The sequence below is a fragment of the Mesorhizobium sp. WSM4807 genome (assembly GCF_055811615.1).
In genome coordinates this window covers 1,088-18,259 of sequence record NZ_JBVVQY010000053.1, presented here as the reverse complement: position 1 = coordinate 18,259, position 17,172 = coordinate 1,088, and the positions used below count along the sequence as shown (strand labels likewise).

The window sequence follows — 17,172 nt, the reverse complement described above, 5'->3', positions numbered from 1 at the left end:
CGTGCAAACAGCGAAACCTGCTGCGAGCGCCGGGTATTGAGCGCGAAGTTGCGCACCTCCATGTCCTCGCTCATCAGGCAACCTCTCGATTGGGATGTGTTGCAAAGTTTTTGGTAACCAGGCGCATGGCATTGGGCTCCGGTGTTCCTCGGAGAGTTGAGATGTTCAAAGGCCGCTATTTCGACCAATCCGTGATCTTGCTTTGCATTCGCTGGTATCTGGCCTACGGACTGAGCCTACGCGATATTCGAGAAATGATGGCGGAGCGTGGCATTAGTGTCGATCATTCAACGATCCATCGCTGGGTCGTTCATTTCGCGCCGCTGCTGATGGAACGCTTTAACCGGAGCAAGCGCCCCGTGACCGCAAATGGCATGCGGACGAGACCTACATCAAGGTCCGCCGGCGATGGATGTACCTCTATCGCGCCATCGACAGCGTCGGCGACACCGTCGAGTTCTGGTTCAGTGAATACCGGGATTTGCCGGCCGCCAACCGTTTCTTCACAAAAGCGTTGGCACGCCATGGCCGTCCCGATCGCATCGTCATCGACGGCAGTCAGACCAACCGGGAAGCCATTGTTTCCTGCGATGCCACAAGTCGATTGCAGGATTGCTCCCGGCGCCGGTCGAAGCCGACCCGCATCCGCCAAAGCCAATACCTCAATAACTGCATCGAGCAGGATCATCGGCGCATCAAGCGCCGGGTGCGGCCGATGCTCGGTTTCAAATCGACGCACACCGCCGCGGTCACCCTGTCCGGCATCGAGATGGTCCACATGATGCGCAAACGACAGGCGCGGTACGCCTTCAATCCGAACCCGTCTCTCGCCGAGCAGTTCGAAATCCTCGCTGCCGCATGAGGTTGCCACCACTCTGGCAAATTCTCTGACCAGACAAAACTTTGCAACGGAACCTCCTCCTCGACATGGCCTGTCGTCGAGGCGCCAGATCGGCTGCAGGCTTAAGAAGTACGACATCCAGATGGAACGCCTGCGATCCGATGTCGGAGTTACGACATTCTGTCCGGCACGCGACACGTGCCAGACGGGATAGACAAGACAAATCAGCACTGGGCGTTTGGCACGCGTCTTGTATGGTTCAGATTTCCACTTATCGAGAGTACGATGGCGCTAAAAAGCTCATACAACATGCTGTCCCCGGACATGCTCCGCAAGACTACCTGGAAGGGGAGCAAAACACCTCCTTTTGAAAACATCGAGAACACGACATCCGGCAAGATGTGGTCAAGTATTCCTGGCGGGCATAAGTGGCTTGGATATTTTCCCGTCTACGATCGGGAATTCTCGTGCTTCCGTGGCAAGCGGCCGAGAGTCCTTGAAATTGGTGTCTATCGAGGCGCATCTCTCCGCCTGTGGAGCCGTTTTTTTGGTGTGGGCGCCCGGATTGTTGGCGTCGATGTAAACCCGCAATGTTCGAAGTCAGACAACCCGGGCAGCAACATTCATGTGGAAATTGGTGATCAGCGTGATTCTGCTTTTCTTCAATCAATTGTCGAGAAGTACGGCCCTTTCGATCTCATCATCGATGATGGAAGCCATGTCGCCTCTCATCAAATCGCCTCGTTCAACGCGCTTTTTATGACCGGCCTAAAGAACAACGGCATTTACTTCGTTGAAGACTTGGAGTGCATGTACTGGAGCAACACCGATGATTATCGCGATGCGCCGGTCACATCCACGGACTTCTTCAAGATGCTCATCGACGTGCAGAACAGCGTATTTGAGGATTATACCTATCAAGGTTTTCTGGTTCACGGCCCAACTGGCCTGACCGAGTATTCGGTATTTGATATCGCAAAGTCGCTATCGAACATAAAGTTTGCCCGAGGTGTGGTGGTTATCGAAAAGATGGAACAGGAGCCTCCACGAGTGCTGCATTTGTAATGCATGTTAACGTATTCTTCAAACATTAGGGCTCGACTGAAATCAAATGGCGTATTGATAGATCGTAAGACCGTATGTCCGCTTCTGCCGGTGAGATGGCTCGCCCTACACTGCGCGTCCGAGGGTTGCTCGGGCGGGCCGAGCCGATCCTCAGACACCGGAGCCCAATGCCATGCGCCTGGTTACCAAAAACTTTGCAACACATCCCGTGGCCCTGCTCAGGGCAGCAATGGCGCTCGACGTCGACAGCTTCGACCAGAAGACCGGTGTCGAGATCGTGCGGCCGCTATCGAGGCGCCGGTGCGCCAGATCGCCGAGAATGCTGGTGCGCAAGGCTCGATCGTCGTCGGTAGGCTGCGAAAGAAGCCGGAGTTCGGCTATGGCTGGAACGCCCAGGCCAACGAATTCGGCGATCTCTTCAGCCAGGGCGCGATCGACCCCGCCAAGGTTCGTTCAAAGGCGCACGCGTTTTTCTTGCAAGAATGCAATAACCGAATATTGCCACCACCCAAGGCCTGTGATAGCAATGACTCGGCTTGAGGAGACCGCATGATTCAGCCCGGTAGAACTCCACTTCATATTCAGCTCGCCGATGTCATTCGGTCTCAGATCGAGACCGGCGTCTTCAATGCTGGCGATCAGCTCCCCACTGAGATGGAGTTGATGAAGCAGCACGAGCTCAGCAGCAGCACTGTGCGACAGGCGGTGCTTGCCCTTGTCGGTGAAGGCTTGCTTCATCGACGCGCTGGCAAGGGGACGTTCGTTGCCAAGCGTCACATCGGCCGGGACCTGCTCACTTTTTCAGGGTTTTCGGAAGAAGCCGTAGCCCGTGGCTTTCGGCCGGGGACTAGGCATGTGACGGTCGACTGGCGTTCCGCTGACGCCGCGGTTGCAGCCGCACTTAACGTGCCGACCGATGAGAGCGTCTTGACCATCGAGCGCGTGCGAACAATCGACGATGAGGTCGTAGCGGTTGAGACGGTTTCGTTCGTCGCGGCAATCGGGCGCCACATGGAAAAGCTCGACCTGGCCGACACCTCTTTCACCGAGATTCTCGAGCAGCACCTTGGTGTGCCGCTTGCCCGAGCCAGGCAGGAGATACGGGCGGGCACTGCCCGTGCCAGACTGGCAAAAGCACTCGACGTGTCGAGCGGCACTGCGGTGCTGCAAATCGACCGTACCGCCTTCGACACAGCCGATCGGGTTATTTACTTTTCGTCCTCGTCCTACCGGGCCGATCGCTACATTTACACCGGCTGGATCGAGCGCAAGAGCGCCTCGATCGCTCAACCTCGCCAATTAATCGGCCGGAGCAGATGATGCCCACCTGCGAAGTTTATGTGGTCGGCTCGTACGGAGTTGCGTTTTGGATTGTGGGCGACGTGCCAGCGCCGGGCGAAACCCTGCTGGGGTCGGGGTTTGCCTTCGGAAATGGCGGCAAGGGCTCTAATCAGGCTATCGGAGCTGCGCGACTCGGCGCCAGATGCAAACTGCTGGCCGGCGCTGGCGCCGACAAATTCGGTGACGAGGCACTGCAACTCTGGCGCGCCGAAGGCGTCGACTGCTCGGCGGTGAGGCAAATGGCCGAGACACCGACGATGGCCGGGATCATCATTCTCGACGCCGCAGGCGAGAACCGCATCATCACTGATCCCGGTGCCAACGCGCGGCTCACGGCGACCGATGTCGAAACCTTCGCCGCCACCTGGACAAGCCCAGGCATCCTACTCACACAGCTCGAGATCCCAGTCGAGACGGCGGCCCGCGCGCTTGCCATCGGCAAGGCGCGGGGACTGACGACTATCCTTAATCCCGCACCTGGCCGCGCCCTGCCAAAGGAGATCCTTGCCGACGTTGACATCCTAACCCCGAACCAGTCCGAAGCGCGCATGTTGCTGGGGCTCGAGGCGGACGATCGGCAGGCCGACGCAGATTTAGCGGCAAGACTACGCGGTCTCGGTGTCGGACAGGTGGTAATGACGCTGGGAGCGGATGGTGCCCTAATTGCCGGGCCTGACGGAATGACCAAAATCGCGAGCTACCCGGTCGACGTCGTCGACACCACCGGGGCCGGAGATGCATTCAATGGGGCACTCGCTGCAGGGCTGGCCAGCGGATTAACCCTCGCTGAGGCCGTTCGCCGGGGCACCGCAGCGGGTGCCCTCGCAGTCACGAAAAAGCTCGTGGTTCCGGCATTGCCCGGTGAGAGACAGATCGCTGAGTTGATGAAAACCCGGACCGCTTGCGCATGAAGATTAAGGTTGCTTTCCTTCCCACCAGCCCCCTGGCTATTGCCGGAGACGTGTGCATTATCGTGGATGTGATCCGCGCGACGACAGCTCTCGTCGGACTTTTCGACGCTGGCAGCGAACGTGTGTTTGTCGGCGGATTTCGCTCGGACGTCGCCAAAGCGCGCGCCACCGTGGGCGAGAATGGCGTTATCTGCGCGGAGCAGGATGATGGATCCCCGCCCATCGGATTCGATTATGAGCCCTCGCCGTCCCTCCTGTCCCGACTCGATCTGTCGGGCCGCTCTGCGATGCTGGCAACGGCCAATGGCACGCCGGCCATTCTCGTGACAGATCGCGAAGGCGCGGCTTTGGTGCTGATTGGTTCGCTAAGAAACTTAGATGCGGTTGCCCGGCGTGCGCTCGCGGAGGCGCCGGCGCGCAATGCAGATATCACGATCATCTGCTCGGGCCAGCTGCGCAACTCGCGTATCGCGATTGAAGATATCTATTGCGCCGGAATGATCGTTTCACGGTTTTGTGAACTTGCGACGGATGGCTCGGTCGAACTCGACGACTCTGCTTCGCTCGCTCACGGCTTCACAATTTCGCAGAATAGTGCAGTGAAGGTATTAATGAGCTCGATGACCGGCCGCCGATTCATCGAGAACCGTCGACAGAACGACGTGGAGTTCTGTGCGCGTATCGACGAATCGACAATCGTTCCGGTCGTGACCACTCAAGGCAAAAACTGCGACCATCCGGTTTATCTCCTCGGTGCCTAATAACCCAGACGCCATCAGATTGGTCAGCGGCCGACCTCGTGTCCTGGCCACAGCAGATCTCAGCCCGGAGGGCATCGCCTCGCTCCGCGAGATGAGCGATCTCAAATTGCTCGGCTGGGCAGCCGGCGAGTGGTTCTGTGATCGCAAGCAGCTAATGGACGCAATTGCTGATGCCGAGGTTGTGATAGCGGGATATGAGTGCTTTGACGAGGCGCTGCTGGCTGCCGCACCTCAGCTTCGCGTCATCCTGTCAGTGCGCTCGGCCCCGCAAGCGAACATCGATCTGGCGGCCGCCACGGCGCGGGGGATCGCCGTCTTGTACACTGTCGGACGAACGGATCACGGGGTTGCAGAGTTCACGGTTGCTCTCGCGCTGGGGCTTACTCGACACCTTATCCCTGCCGCTGCATGGATTAGGTCCCGCTCCCCTGACTTCGACGTCGGGGATGAATTTTTTCGTGGCACGGTGTGGGGGCGCGGCGCGAGTTCTCCCCAACTCGCATTCAAGGGCATCGAGCTGCATGGTCGCACACTCGGTATAGTCGGCTTCGGCGCAATCGGTCGTGTCGTCGCCGAGAAGTTTTCCGGCTTTGGCATGAGCATTATCGTCCATGATCCTTATGTCGATAACGACGAGCTAAGAACCCTCGGGGTCGAACCGGTCTCACTCGACGAACTTCTGGCACGCTCGGCGATCGTGACGTTGCACGCGCGGCTCAGCACGCAAACGCGCGGCATGATCGGCGCAGATGAGCTCGATCGGATGGGGCGCGGCGCGTATCTCATCAACACCGGTCGGGCAGGTCTTATCGACACTGGCGCGCTACTGCGAGCCTTGGATCGCGAACAGATCGCTGGGGCCGCGCTAGACGTCTTTGACACGGAGCCGCCTTCGGCGAGGGATCCGCTCGTTACTCATCCGCGCGTCCTTGCGACGCCTCACATCGCCGCGTGGACCGAAGAAATGCGCGTACGTCACACCCGTGGCATTGTGCAAAACCTGCAGCGGCTCTTGGCCGGCAAACCTGGCAATCTGTCGAACCCCGAAGTTCTCACGATGGTCGGGAGGACCGTGCCTTGAAAATCATCGATGTCGCCTCGCGCCTCTATCACATCCCACCGACGGTCTCCTGGGAGGACGCCACACACCGCGTCGCGAACCTCGAATTCATCATCACCCGCGTGACCACAGACGCTGGGATCGTTGGCGAGGGCTTTGCCTACACAACAGGGATTGGCGGAAGCGCCGTCCTCGCCCTCATCGATGATTATTGCCGAACGATGCTTGTCGGACAAGATCCGCGACAGACCGAACGACTTTGGTCGTTCCTCTATGGCCAATTGCATCGCAGCGGCACCGGGGGCATCAACACCCTCGCATTGGGCGCGATCGACATCGCGCTATGGGATATTGCAGCCAAGTGGTACGACGTTCCCCTATTCCGTCTGCTCGGCGCGCGGCGTGAAAGCATCCCCACGTACGGCAGTGGCATAGACCTCTTCCTCGACAGCGACGCTCTACTCAACCAGGTCGATGGTTTCCTGGCAGCGGGCCACAAGGCGGTGAAAATCAAGATCGGTCGGGACAACGCCGAAGAAGATCTCGATCGTATCGTAGCCGTGAAGAAACTGATCGGTCCCATGCGACGACTGTTCGTCGATGCCAATCAGCGCTGGAATGTGGCCGACTGCATGATCCGACTGCAGAAACTCGCGGCGTTCGATCTTGGCTGGATCGAAGAGCCCCTCCATGCCGAAAATATTCGCGGGCACGCCGACCTCCGCGGCTTCGTAGCGCTGCCCATTGCGGTCGGCGAGAGCCTATATACGCGGCATCAGTTTGCCGACTATTTGCAGGCCAACGCCGTCGACGTCGTCCAAGCGGACGTGTGCCGCGTCGGAGGTATCAGCGAGTGGCTGAAGATCGCCAATCTGTCAGCGTCCTTCCACCGCACCATGGCGCCCCACTACATGTCCGAACTGTCCGTCGCGGTGATGTGTGCGATCGACAACGCGGACATCCTCGAATGCGTGCACGGCGGAAGCTTCTCCGAGATGGGCGTGCTTCAGACGGCGCTTCGCCTAGAGAACGGAGTGGCCTTCCCATTTGAGGCACCCGGACATGGGGTGGTGTTCGAGCACGAAAAGCTCGAACCCTTCGCTGTCGATCCTGCCGAACTGCGGAAGCGGAATCTGCAGAGTGCAAAGTGAATGCGGCTTCATCACGCGTACACGGCGTTCGATTGCCGCAACCTGCTGGGCGAAGGATGCAATTGGAGCGCATCGGACCAGAGCCTATGGTGGACTGATATTGAAGCAAAGTGCGTGTTCCGCTGGGACGACCACGGGAGGGCTGCAGCAGTGCGGCAACTTCCCAATCGTGCTGCCTTCGTCTTTCCACGCGCGCGTGGCGGCTTCGTGCTTGGCTTTCCTAAGTCTGTTGTTATCACGGACCCGACCTTCACCGACTTCTCAAAAGTGGCCGAGATCGAGCCGCATCTTGCGCAAACCCGTGTCAACGACGCCGCGATCGATCCCTACGGCGGGATCGTCTTGGGCACATACAATGAACGCAGCCGTGAGCCAGTCGGAAGCGTCTATCGCGTCGCGCCCGATGGCGAGGTCGTCACGCTCTTCGGTGGCGTAGCGGCGGGCAACGGACTGGCTTTTTCGCCCGACGGCCGGATCATGTACTTCACCGACACAACGGAAGGCACCATCCGGCGTTTCGCCTTGGCTCCGGAATTTGCGGGTCTTGCCGAGATAGGCCCGCTGGCAGGCCCGAACATCGCCCCGGGATCGCCTGATGGCGCCACCGTGGACATTGAAGGGGGCTACTGGAGCGCCAGGCTACGAGGCGGCTGTGTCGTGCGTATCGATCGAAATGGTCACCTCACAGATCGCGTGGATATGCCGAGTATGGCGCCGACCTGCGTGGCACTTGGCGGCGAAGATCTGAGAGCACTGTTCATAACCTCACGGCGAACCAGGCAATCGTCTGATGAACTTCTTCGATTTCCCGAGTCCGGCAACCTCTTCCGCGTTGAGGTCGGTCAGGCTGGCCGACCGCCCTTCAGTTGCAGAGTCTAGCTGGGTGCAAGACCCCAAGGACATGGCTCTAGTCTTAGTCTTAGTCTTAGTCTAGTCGCGTGGGACGTCGTTCAATCCCGATGACCTGGAGAGGGTGATGAGCGGTCTCACCGGTTTCGTGGGGAGCTGTCCACAATCTGCGTGGCGATCTCTTGGACCCTTTTGAAGGACGTGGGGGCGGTTTCCTGCGGGCCGGCGACAGTGGACGGATCATGGATTGAACTAACCTAAGCCGCTAGTCGCAGCGGCTACCGATCCTCCGACAAGAATGGCGAGTGGCTCAGCATGTCGGACGCAGCTGTCTCGCACGTTAAGATCCGCCGCTTCATCAGGGACGGCATATTGCCCGCCGAGCACATCATGCGTTTCGCTCCCTACAAATTCGCGCCAGCGCCTCGGCGAGCACCTAGCCAACCAACGCTGGCAGGTAGAGACTTTCCTCGAACATTTAGGCGTCGAAAATTCTTCGATCGCCGACATCACCGTTGCAGACGTAGACGCTTTCCTCGACGTAAAGGGTCGTGGCGGGTCGGGTGTCGGTCGCGACGAGCGCGCGCGCCCTGCGCGTTCTTCCGCCATGCTCAGCGTCGACAATGGTGTTGCCCCGGAATCGCCGCAGCGATCGACGCGCCGCGACGGTTCAGGGAAGAAGCTTCGCCGATGGGCCAGGCATGGCAGCACGGGGGACAGGACCGCGCGTGACGTCCGTGACCACGCGTTTCTAAAGCTGCTCGCGATCTACGGACGGCGAAGCGGCGAAGTCCGCGGTCTTTGTCTCGAAGACATCGATTGGACGAGAGAGGTCATCAAGGTGACCCGGTCCAAACAGCGCAAGACGCAATACTACCCCCTGGTGACCTCCGTCGGCGACGCTGTTGTGAGTTACCTTCAGCTGGTGCGGCCCCGCTGCCGTCGCCATGAGGTCTTCCTCACCCTCAAGGCCCCGTTCCGGCCGCTGTCGGCGAGCGCAGTGTACCATGTGGTTGCAAGCCGACTGAGCGCCCTGGGCGTTCAGTCGATGCATTTTGGCCCTCATGGACTTCGCCACGCCTGCGCCACCCACCTTGTTGCGCAAGGTCTGAGCCTGAAGGAGATCGGGAACCATCTCGGCCATCGCAGCCCCTTGCGACCCGCACCTACGCCAGGGCCGACCTTGCCGGGCTGCGCGAGATCGGGGCGTCCGATCTGGGAGGATTGGAATGGTCCTTTCAGAAATTATCGCCAGCTTTGTCGATCACCGGCAAGTAATCAGAATGCGCTTCGGCAAGTCGATTGATCGCCGATCTATCGGCTGAGCTAATCCGCGCCTTCTTGACCGATATCGAAGTGACGCGTCGATGTTCGATCGCCACCCGCAATCAACGTCTTGCCGCCGTTCGAGCGTTCGCTGGCTTTGTCGGCGAGCATAGCCCCGTCCACATCGAATGGTCAGGCCAGATCCGTTCGATCCCGTTCAAGAAGACCGATCAGGTGGTCGTTCCTTGCCTCGAAAAGGCGGAGATCGACGCCTTCCTCGCCGCTCCAGATCGGCGGACGGAGCAGGGTCGGCGACTGCGCCCCTGCTGCTGTTCCTCTACAACACTGATGCGAGAGCGTCACAGGCGGTCGGTCAAGGTGGCGGACCTGAACCTGAACGTCCCCAGCGTCAAAATCCATGGCAAGGGCAGCAAGCAGCGACACTGCCCATTGTGGACCGCCACCGTCGTCGAGTTACGGGCCTCGTCGCTGACGGAGCCCCTTCTCGCTCCGTCTTCCTCAATCGCTGCGGCCAACCCATCATTCGCTTCGGGATCCATACCGCCGTCGAGCGTTATGGCCTCAAGGTCATCGCCACAGTGCCGTCGTTGGCGAGAAAGCGCGTAAGCCCTCACTCCATCCGCCACACCAGGGCGAGCCATCTCCTGCGCGCCGGCGTCGACATCAACACAGTCCGCGGATGGCTCGGGCACGTCTCGCTGGACACCACGAACGTCTATGCAGAGGTCGACTTCGAGACCAGGGCTAAGGCGCTCGAAAAATGCGAGGCGCCGAGTCTCGGCAAGATTCCAAAACGATGGCGTGATCAACTGGCGCTGATGGACTTCCTTCGGTCCCTGTAACCCGCTTTGTTATGTGGCGCTCGGCATCCTCACCCGCCTCCGGCCCGCGGCGGCCGACGCCACATCTCTATCTAAGCCACATTACGCATCAAATGTGCTCGAACACATTTGGTGCGGGAAATCCGCCCCCCGGATCTGTGAGGGCGAAAGCCGAATGGCTGAGCTACTCGACCGCGACCCTCGCTCACCCTCTCTCAAGACCCTCCGCGTTTGCAATCCATCTTCACCCGTGTGAACGCCATGGCGGAGTGGAAGGCCGTGAGTGCGCTCTGCTGATAGCAACGCATACTGCTTCAGCGCGTTCATACGCAGACAACGTGACAGCACCTCGAGTGCTGGTTGCCCTGGCGCACGATGGCGCCAGCGGTGTATCTCTCGCCAGTTACCTTATGCCGCGTCAGATGGAGCTTCTGCTAACGCTAACCTGCATCATCTTTTAACTTTCTTCATCAAAACGTCACAAAGCTTCGGTGCATGCACACGCAGTTGTTTGTCAATATAATCAACTACTTGGCATACAATATCACGCTGCCGTTGCCACGTTGACGGGACATCTATAACTGATATTCTTTGGTCAAAGGCTTGATTAGACGCAGAGGGTCAACCAATGGTCGGATGTATTTCGACGGTAGCCGCATTTCATTTCTGCCAGAACAGGGATAAACGATGAGATAGAGATCGTCTGCCGGTAGGGCAGCGGAGTTTTGCTCGGCAGACCTGGTTTAACCCAAGTCCCTCAACAGTTCAGGATATGTCTATTTAATTGCGGGCTCCTTGGAACTTCGTAGCAAAAGCGGTTGCCGGTTGACCTCGACAATTTCGCGATGCGGAGGGCCTAGACCCAAGAGTGGACGCCAAGAAAGAAGTCCTCAGTCAGAACGATTGCGCCTGCGCGAAGGAGAAAAATATGCAGCTTATACTACAGCGCTTGGCCGCCAAGATAAAGCAAGCCGATGGTGACCAGCAGTTTTCCGATAAGTTCCGTTTGGAACATCCGTCGGATCATGACCTACTTGGCGAGATCTTGTCGCGTCTTCGCGGAGACGACCTCTATCGGCTTACCGGTCACCCTAGTGCAATGGTTCCAGACGGCGGCGGTCTAACAGAAAAGATCGCCCAACAGCAAAAACCGGCGGATCACCTACTCTCGAATCATAAGACTCAAATAAGAGTCAAAGATATCCACACTATCCTAGACGACATTGGGGAATCCGTAAAGGTACTTTCACTTGACTGTTTCGATACGTTGCTGTGGCGCAAGACAGCGACACCTGCAGACGTTTTTGCCGTGCTCGCTGATAATCCCGTCGCACGAAGGTTAGGGATAGCTCCTCACCAACGCGTTAGCGCTGCTGCGCGTGCCTATCGAGCGAAGCGATTAGAGAATGGATCCGGGGAGATCGATCTCGGTGATATTTACCGGCTTTTTGCATCGCTTTCTGGTGAGGAACGGGGGCTATTGGCCGAGGCGGAAATCCGAACCGAAATGGATGTTTGCTTTGCATTCTCACCGTGCGTAGAACTCATCAGGCTGGCGCACGCCCGTGGTATCAAGATTATCATTGTAAGCGATACCTATTTGCGCGAAGACGAGTTAAGGCGCCTCTTGGCTCGGCATTTGCCTGAGGACGTTATGCAGTCAATTAACAAGATTTACTGCTCTGTCGATTATGGAACGTCGAAGAGCAATGCCCTTTTTCCGATCGTAATTAAAGAGTGTGGCGTGCCTGCATCGCAGCTACTTCACATCGGCGATAATGGTGTAGCCGATGCGCAAGCGCCGCGGAAATTGGGCGTACGTGCGCTGCATTTCCTGCCGTTTGATCGTGAAATCGTGGACTTCTTGCGCCTACAGCACGCGGCATCGTCGTTGATTGTATTCGATCAGGCCGCGCCGGAAGCAGTTGTTCTGCCAACCTATAGTCCGTTTCGACCAATTTTTGCTGTAGCAAACCTGCGGCCGTACGCGCCTGAGACGGTGATCGGCTACATGTCGTTTGGCCCGGTGCTGTACGCCTATGCGCGTTTTCTTATGGACGAAGTGGAGGCGCTTCAACAGCAGGGCAAGCGAGTAAAAGTTTTCTTTCTGTTGCGTGATGCTTATCTTCTTTCAGCTGCGTGTGAGGCCTATGCGCGCAAACCCGTCGGCAAACCAATACGAATCCGCAAATTTCATGCTACTGCGGCCTCTTTCAAAACCCGCGCCGATGTCGATTACTACATCAGCGGGATCGATCCCCTATATGACAATCTTCATGACACTGCAAAACAACTTTTGCTCCCGCCCGAAGTGGCAGAATTATTAATACAGATTGCCAATCAATCTTGCGATCCGAAAACAGCGTTCCATCAGTTGCTGCACGACGAGGATGTCATGGAGTTGATATTCAAGAACTCCCTCGCTTTGCGTGCCCGCTTGATGCGATATATGTCAAATGAATTGGATCTGGAGGAGGGCGATACCATTATCTTGGCAGACGTAGGTTATTACGGTAGAACGCAGGAATATTTGATTCGGTCGTTCAAAGAAGAATTGAAGGTCGACATACTTGGCCGCTATTTGGTGGCTTCCGACGAACCTTTCCGCCCCGCAAACGGAAAAGCACTTATTACGTCGTCCTGTTGCGATTACGATTTATTCGAGCAATGCGGCATCTTCAGGGAGGGAATGGTTGTTGACTATGATTTGGACGGCAAGCCAGTTCTCGATGAGATCAAACTTAGCGAGAGGCAGTACGAGAAGGTTGCCAAAATTCAAGATGAATGCTTGCGGTTCATCAAAGATGCGATGTCGTTTTTTACGAAGTCTGGTGTGACGCACGAATATTCTACTTTGCAGCGGGCCGCCCACGCAGCTCTATTTCGTCATAGCTACATGCCTATCGAAGCGGAGTTGGAATATTTCAAGGGCTTCCAGAACGACAAGTTTATGGGGCCAGATCGCACGAAGACTCTCTATGATCTAGACAGAGCTTGGCAGGATGTGAGGTGCCTGCCCTCACCTTATCAGCTGGGTGCATTTGAAACGCGCAGCTTGGGGCTTGACTTCGCATTCAGCGGACTGGTGCAAAAAAGATTCCAACTTGATTTAAGACCAGAAGATATGAATGTGCGGTTTTCACCTCTGAAAGTCTCAATAAGGAGCACACGAGAGTCCGAGGTCTTCTTGCTTAGAGCGCACCATCTGCATGACGGATATTTCTCCATTAGGCTGCCATATGAAAGCGGCACCAGTGTGAAAATACACCTAGGGGAGCACTACGAGTGGTTGCAAATCGAAGATATACAGCTTTTGAATGATGCAAGAAGCTTGTGTAGGAGTCTGTCGATCTCTCTCGATCTGGAAGAAATCAACCGGGAAGGAGAGATTTACCGGTGCCTGTCACAAGCAAGTGTTGCGACAATCCGTCCCGTTGATTTGCAACAGTTCAGAACGCCTCATTATTATCATATGATCTTTCGTCCATTGGTTTCGAGGGCATCTGATCCGGAGGTCAGGTGCCTCGCAATAAAGGAGGAAAATTCATGCCGCCTGCGCAGCGGTGATTCACGGGCTCCGAATTTCTGAGGATAGGCGAGTGCGCGCCGGCGACGACCGAACTGGCGAACTGTTCAGATCCTATGAGGGTCCGCCGGGAGACTGGCAAGGAGTAGATGGTAAAGTCCATTACGATGACGGAGTAGCGATCCCCGTCGGCCCCGAGCCATGCGCAGGCATCCGCGAGGATGTCGGCGAAGCGTCGGTAGTATTCAGGCCAGCCATTGAGCCTGTGCTGCAGAGACATGCAGACAGAAGGGAGATGGGACGAGAGACAATGCACGATCAATGCCGCGCGGCGAAGAAGCGGTCCCGGGCGATCGAATATACCCGCGGCCGCCCGAAACGGGTGAAGCACTACCGCGAGCTGCTCAGGATCACACCGCACCACCTTGGGCTGTCTTAGCAGGGCGGCTGAGCAGCAGACCCTGGCCCGGCCGTTGAACTCTGGCAGGCCAAGTCACTACCGGCCGCTGATCGAGCGGATCATCGCCTAGACCGAACGGCGGGCGGGTCCTGGAGCAGTCAGCCCCGGCCGGCGAGAAGGATCGTGTCCCTGGGAGTGGTGTAGCTGACGGCTTGGTCGCCGCGCTCTCCGGCATGGGATCGCGCCGACGAGGCGGACGATGGCGTCATCATTTGGGAAGATGCCGACGACCTCGGTGCGCCGCTTGATCTCGCCGTTGAGGCGCTCGATCGGGTTTGTAACCGGTATGATCATGACGGTGCCATCCGATCCCCGCTGGAGATGATCGATTTTCGGCGTATGGTGCGACCATCCGGGACAGGGGCACCGGGAGCACGCCAAGTGCGGGCAGGCCGATGTATTCGATGAGCTGCGAGCTCGCGTTAGCAGCTGGCCGCCCCTGCGACCTGCCCGGTTGCGCCAGAGCGCGGATCCGTTGCGCAAGGTCGACGACGATTGCCTGATGGAACTCAGATGGTTTTACGACCGGCGCGATCTTGCCGAGTTCAAGCGCGATCTGGCGCAATGGATCGCCAAATGGCAGGCCAAGTACCCAAGGCTGGTGACCTGGGTGGAATACAACATCGAGGAGACGCTGAGCTTCTATCGGCTGCCGCTTGCCCAGCGGCTGAACCAGGAGATCAAGCGGCGCACACCGGTCGTGCGCATCTTCCCCAATCCGCAGAGCTGTCTCCGGCTGGTGCGGGCGCTGGCCGTGGAGATCCATGAGACCTGGCTCGAGGCGACCCGCTACCTCAACATGGAGCATCTGCGCGAGCACACGAGCATAAGAAGGAGAGCCTGAGGGCATTGGCCGCCTGAAGCGGCCGTCACTGCCAAGCCATTTTGCAGAACTTGATGCACACAACTGTTCAAATTCCCGGATCGCCGTCTGGAGACAAGGCCGCACCCGAGCGGGCCCGGCAGCTCGCCCAGCAGCGATGACTGATCCAGGTTCTGCAGATCGAAGAGCGGCGCCTGGTAACCGAGAACGCCGCTCTGCTGACGCGTATCCTCGAAGCCGAAACGGAGGTCGATCGCCAGAGGCGTCACAATGCCCGCCTTGTCGCAGAACGTGACGAAGTCCAAAGCCAAAACGCTGATGCCAAAGAGGCACCGACGGCCCGAACCTGAGAAAATGGCCAACTATCGACCATTCGGCTGTAGCATTAGGATGGTTCCGCTCGCGTTCCGCCACATTGGATGCAAATCCAGCCTTGTGTGACAAGTCACTTTCATCTGTCACGCTGGTTCAATGGCCCCGGGGCCAACGCAAAAGTTTGCCGCGCTAGTCGGAGTTTTGCATTCGACTGTGCGGCAGGTTGCTTTGAGCCAGTCCACAGCAGACACTCTGAGTCTAGATTATCCGACAGAGCCGAGGGCCGACTTCCTCGAACCCGTTCCGCAGATAGAAATCGAGCGTGCGCTTCCATTTTGGTTGCCCGGGCGATCCAACCTCAAGTCGCGTCCAACCACGAGCACGGCTTTCCTGCGAGGCGACGTCAAGCAGATGAGGGGCAATCCCTTTGGAGCGCATGTCGGGTCGAACATACAGCTCCGAAATGTAGCCGAACTTGCCTCCTGCATAGATCGCCGTGCATTCATTCAGCACCATGATGCCGACCGGCTCGTCATCTGCACTTGCGATCACAGCGACCACGCCAGCGTCGGCAAGCACTGTCTCCGCGCTTTGTCTGACGACGTCGGGCGTGGGCGCTTTCCCGCCAGAGAGTTCATCGAGTAGCGCGTGAATGAAGGAAATCTCCGCCTATCACGCCGCAACGCCGGGACAGCCCTATCCGCCTATCCTGCTCGCCACCATGAGACGCGACGACCGCGTCCACCCAGGCCACGCGCGTAAGATGGCCGCAAAACTGCAAGCTCTTGGCTATCCCGCTTACTTCTACGAGCCCAGCGCCGGCGGGCACAGCTACGGCAAGGACAATCGCGAGCAAGCCGCATTCATCAGTCTTGGCACCAATTTTCTTCGCAGCGCGATCGGCTGGCACGCCGATAGTGTTCATAAAACGGGGAGCCCGACAGGAGCAAACTTCGAATAAGTGAGTACAGGTCGATGACTGCGAGAACGGTGCAAATAATCCGTACACGGTTCACGAAAATGCGCGCCTGCGCTCTGTCGATCTCAATCAATACTGCAGGACTATTTACAGTGAAGCCTATCATTTCTGAGAGCGAGGAGACAATATCATGGCAACAAAACGAATGAACTGGGCGCGGGGAGTAACAGCGGCCGTCGTCCTGATGCTGGTAGGGCAGCGGGCGGCCGCGGCAGACCTTCCAGAACCGTGCGACCCGGATCAGGGTGCCTTGTTTACGGAATGGCCAAGCCCTTGGCAGATCCGCCTGCGCGCGTTGGGGGTCATCACTGAGGATTCGGGCTACGTTAACGCGGTGTCCGGCTCCGGTCTTTCGTATTCCAACACCGTGACGCCGGAACTCGATATTTCGTATTTCTTCACGGACAACGTCGCAGCCGAGCTCATCCTCGGCACGACCTATGCCAACATCGACGGCCAAGGAACGATCGGCGCGCTGGGCAATATCGGCAAGGTTTGGCTGCTGCCGCCCACGCTAACATTGCAGTACCATTTTACCGATTTCGGTGCGTTCAAGCCCTATGTCGGCGCCGGCGTGAACTACACGATCTTCTATAACCAAGAAGCCGGCAGCGCCGATGCTCTCAAGGTAAAAAAACGTTTGGCACGGCGCTGCAGGTCGGGTTCGACTATATGGTGGATCAGCATTGGGGCGGCGCGGGTGGGCGGGTTGCGACCGGAAGGGCCGCCGTGCAGGCGGACCGCATCCGAAGGACCGGAACGAAGAGAAGGACCCGGAGCGAGAGCGAAGGGTTGCGGGATGCCACGGCGGTGCTAGAAGGATTGCCGCCTACGCTGCGCCGCCGGAAAAGGGCCAACACAGAAGAGCTGCGGGGGGGGGGGGCCCCCCCCGCGGGGGGGGCGGAAAGGGGAAGAAGACGGCGCGGGGGGGAGTAAAAAACCCGGGGGGGGCGGGCGCCCGCCCGCGCCCCCCCGCCGGCCG

The 17,172-nt window shown here is 58.2% G+C and carries 12 protein-coding genes and 6 pseudogenes; 16 read left to right on the top strand and 2 right to left on the bottom strand.

The features are described from left to right. Nucleotides 1–161 precede the first annotated feature (161 nt). From AC0L3N_RS32295 to AC0L3N_RS32235, 13 genes and pseudogenes are all read left to right on the top strand, one after another. Nucleotides 162–862, top strand: a protein-coding gene (locus tag AC0L3N_RS32295) for an IS6 family transposase (protein WP_473551631.1) whose coding sequence is annotated in 2 segments (ribosomal slippage) — nt 162–366 and nt 366–862 — 702 coding nt in all. Because the reading frame shifts where the segments join, the coding sequence is not laid out codon by codon here. 264 nt (nt 863–1,126) lie between these two features. Further along, a complete protein-coding gene (locus AC0L3N_RS32290; RefSeq protein WP_473551630.1) occupies nt 1,127–1,906 on the top strand; it encodes a class I SAM-dependent methyltransferase in 780 nt (259 codons plus the stop codon). A 208-nt stretch (nt 1,907–2,114) separates the two neighbouring features. After that, a pseudogene (locus tag AC0L3N_RS32285) lies at nt 2,115–2,356 on the top strand (TCP-1/cpn60 chaperonin family protein); the annotation flags it as partial. 99 nt (nt 2,357–2,455) lie between these two features. Beyond that, the gene (locus AC0L3N_RS32280; protein ID WP_473551629.1) at nt 2,456–3,226 is read left to right on the top strand and encodes a GntR family transcriptional regulator; all 771 of its coding nucleotides are present in this window, start codon (nt 2,456–2,458) and stop codon (nt 3,224–3,226) included. Next, a complete protein-coding gene (locus AC0L3N_RS32275; protein ID WP_473551627.1) occupies nt 3,226–4,158 on the top strand; it encodes a ribokinase in 933 nt (310 codons plus the stop codon). The genes AC0L3N_RS32280 and AC0L3N_RS32275 overlap by 1 nt, the downstream gene beginning before the upstream one ends. Continuing rightward, on the top strand, nt 4,155–4,919 hold the full coding sequence (locus AC0L3N_RS32270; RefSeq protein WP_473551626.1) for a 2-phosphosulfolactate phosphatase: 765 nt from the start codon (nt 4,155–4,157) through the stop codon (nt 4,917–4,919). The genes AC0L3N_RS32275 and AC0L3N_RS32270 overlap by 4 nt, the downstream gene beginning before the upstream one ends. Continuing rightward, nucleotides 4,912–6,000 carry an NAD(P)-dependent oxidoreductase gene (locus tag AC0L3N_RS32265; protein WP_473551624.1) on the top strand — a complete coding sequence of 363 codons (1,089 nt, stop codon included), beginning with the start codon at nt 4,912–4,914 and terminating at the stop codon, nt 5,998–6,000. Before AC0L3N_RS32270 ends, AC0L3N_RS32265 begins: the two co-directional genes overlap by 8 nt. Beyond that, the gene (locus AC0L3N_RS32260; RefSeq protein WP_473551623.1) at nt 5,997–7,130 is read left to right on the top strand and encodes a mandelate racemase/muconate lactonizing enzyme family protein; all 1,134 of its coding nucleotides are present in this window, start codon (nt 5,997–5,999) and stop codon (nt 7,128–7,130) included. Before AC0L3N_RS32265 ends, AC0L3N_RS32260 begins: the two co-directional genes overlap by 4 nt. Beyond that, nucleotides 7,131–8,009, top strand: a complete 879-nt coding sequence (locus AC0L3N_RS32255; protein WP_473551621.1) for an SMP-30/gluconolactonase/LRE family protein — start codon at nt 7,131–7,133, stop codon at nt 8,007–8,009. It abuts the gene before it with no gap. A 577-nt stretch (nt 8,010–8,586) separates the two neighbouring features. Next, nucleotides 8,587–9,285 (top strand): tyrosine-type recombinase/integrase, encoded by a 699-nt coding sequence (locus AC0L3N_RS32250; protein ID WP_473551619.1) that lies wholly within the window; start codon nt 8,587–8,589, stop codon nt 9,283–9,285. Between the two features lie 148 nt (nt 9,286–9,433). Then, a complete protein-coding gene (locus AC0L3N_RS32245; RefSeq protein ID WP_473551617.1) occupies nt 9,434–10,108 on the top strand; it encodes a tyrosine-type recombinase/integrase in 675 nt (224 codons plus the stop codon). Between the two features lie 847 nt (nt 10,109–10,955). Then, nucleotides 10,956–13,676: an HAD family hydrolase gene (locus AC0L3N_RS32240; RefSeq protein WP_473551616.1), complete on the top strand. Its 2,721-nt coding sequence runs from the start codon at nt 10,956–10,958 to the stop codon at nt 13,674–13,676. Between the two features lie 250 nt (nt 13,677–13,926). Continuing rightward, nucleotides 13,927–14,140 (top strand): annotated as a pseudogene (locus AC0L3N_RS32235) (ISNCY family transposase); the annotation flags it as partial. A gap of 110 nt (nt 14,141–14,250) precedes the next feature. Here the strand turns inward: AC0L3N_RS32235 and AC0L3N_RS32230 are convergent. Beyond that, nucleotides 14,251–14,352, bottom strand: a pseudogene (locus AC0L3N_RS32230) (transposase); the annotation flags it as partial. A 175-nt stretch (nt 14,353–14,527) separates the two neighbouring features. On the opposite strand from AC0L3N_RS32230, the pseudogene AC0L3N_RS32225 reads away from it, so the two are divergent. Beyond that, nucleotides 14,528–14,917, top strand: a pseudogene (locus AC0L3N_RS32225) (transposase); the annotation flags it as partial. A 552-nt stretch (nt 14,918–15,469) separates the two neighbouring features. On the opposite strand, the gene AC0L3N_RS32220 reads toward AC0L3N_RS32225, so the two are convergent. Further along, on the bottom strand, nt 15,470–15,790 hold the full coding sequence (locus AC0L3N_RS32220; protein ID WP_473547938.1) for a GNAT family N-acetyltransferase: 321 nt from the start codon (nt 15,788–15,790) through the stop codon (nt 15,470–15,472). A 73-nt stretch (nt 15,791–15,863) separates the two neighbouring features. Between AC0L3N_RS32220 and AC0L3N_RS32215 the strand changes: the two are divergent. Both AC0L3N_RS32215 and AC0L3N_RS32210 read left to right on the top strand, forming a co-directional pair. Then, nucleotides 15,864–16,172 (top strand): annotated as a pseudogene (locus AC0L3N_RS32215) (prolyl oligopeptidase family serine peptidase); the annotation flags it as partial. A gap of 148 nt (nt 16,173–16,320) precedes the next feature. Next, a pseudogene (locus tag AC0L3N_RS32210) lies at nt 16,321–16,883 on the top strand (OmpW/AlkL family protein); the annotation flags it as partial. Nucleotides 16,884–17,172: the final 289 nt, after the last annotated feature.

Bases quoted from the DNA above. Each gene is read 5' to 3' on its own strand.
- AC0L3N_RS32290 (WP_473551630.1), top strand. From the start codon at position 1,127: ATGGCGCTAAAAAGCTCATACAACATGCTGTCCCCGGACATGCTCCGC.
- AC0L3N_RS32280 (WP_473551629.1), top strand. From the start codon at position 2,456: ATGATTCAGCCCGGTAGAACTCCACTTCATATTCAGCTCGCCGATGTC.
- AC0L3N_RS32275 (WP_473551627.1), top strand. From the start codon at position 3,226: ATGCCCACCTGCGAAGTTTATGTGGTCGGCTCGTACGGAGTTGCGTTT.
- AC0L3N_RS32270 (WP_473551626.1), top strand. From the start codon at position 4,155: ATGAAGATTAAGGTTGCTTTCCTTCCCACCAGCCCCCTGGCTATTGCC.
- AC0L3N_RS32255 (WP_473551621.1), top strand. From the start codon at position 7,131: ATGCGGCTTCATCACGCGTACACGGCGTTCGATTGCCGCAACCTGCTG.
- AC0L3N_RS32250 (WP_473551619.1), top strand. From the start codon at position 8,587: ATGCTCAGCGTCGACAATGGTGTTGCCCCGGAATCGCCGCAGCGATCG.
- AC0L3N_RS32245 (WP_473551617.1), top strand. From the start codon at position 9,434: ATGGTCAGGCCAGATCCGTTCGATCCCGTTCAAGAAGACCGATCAGGT.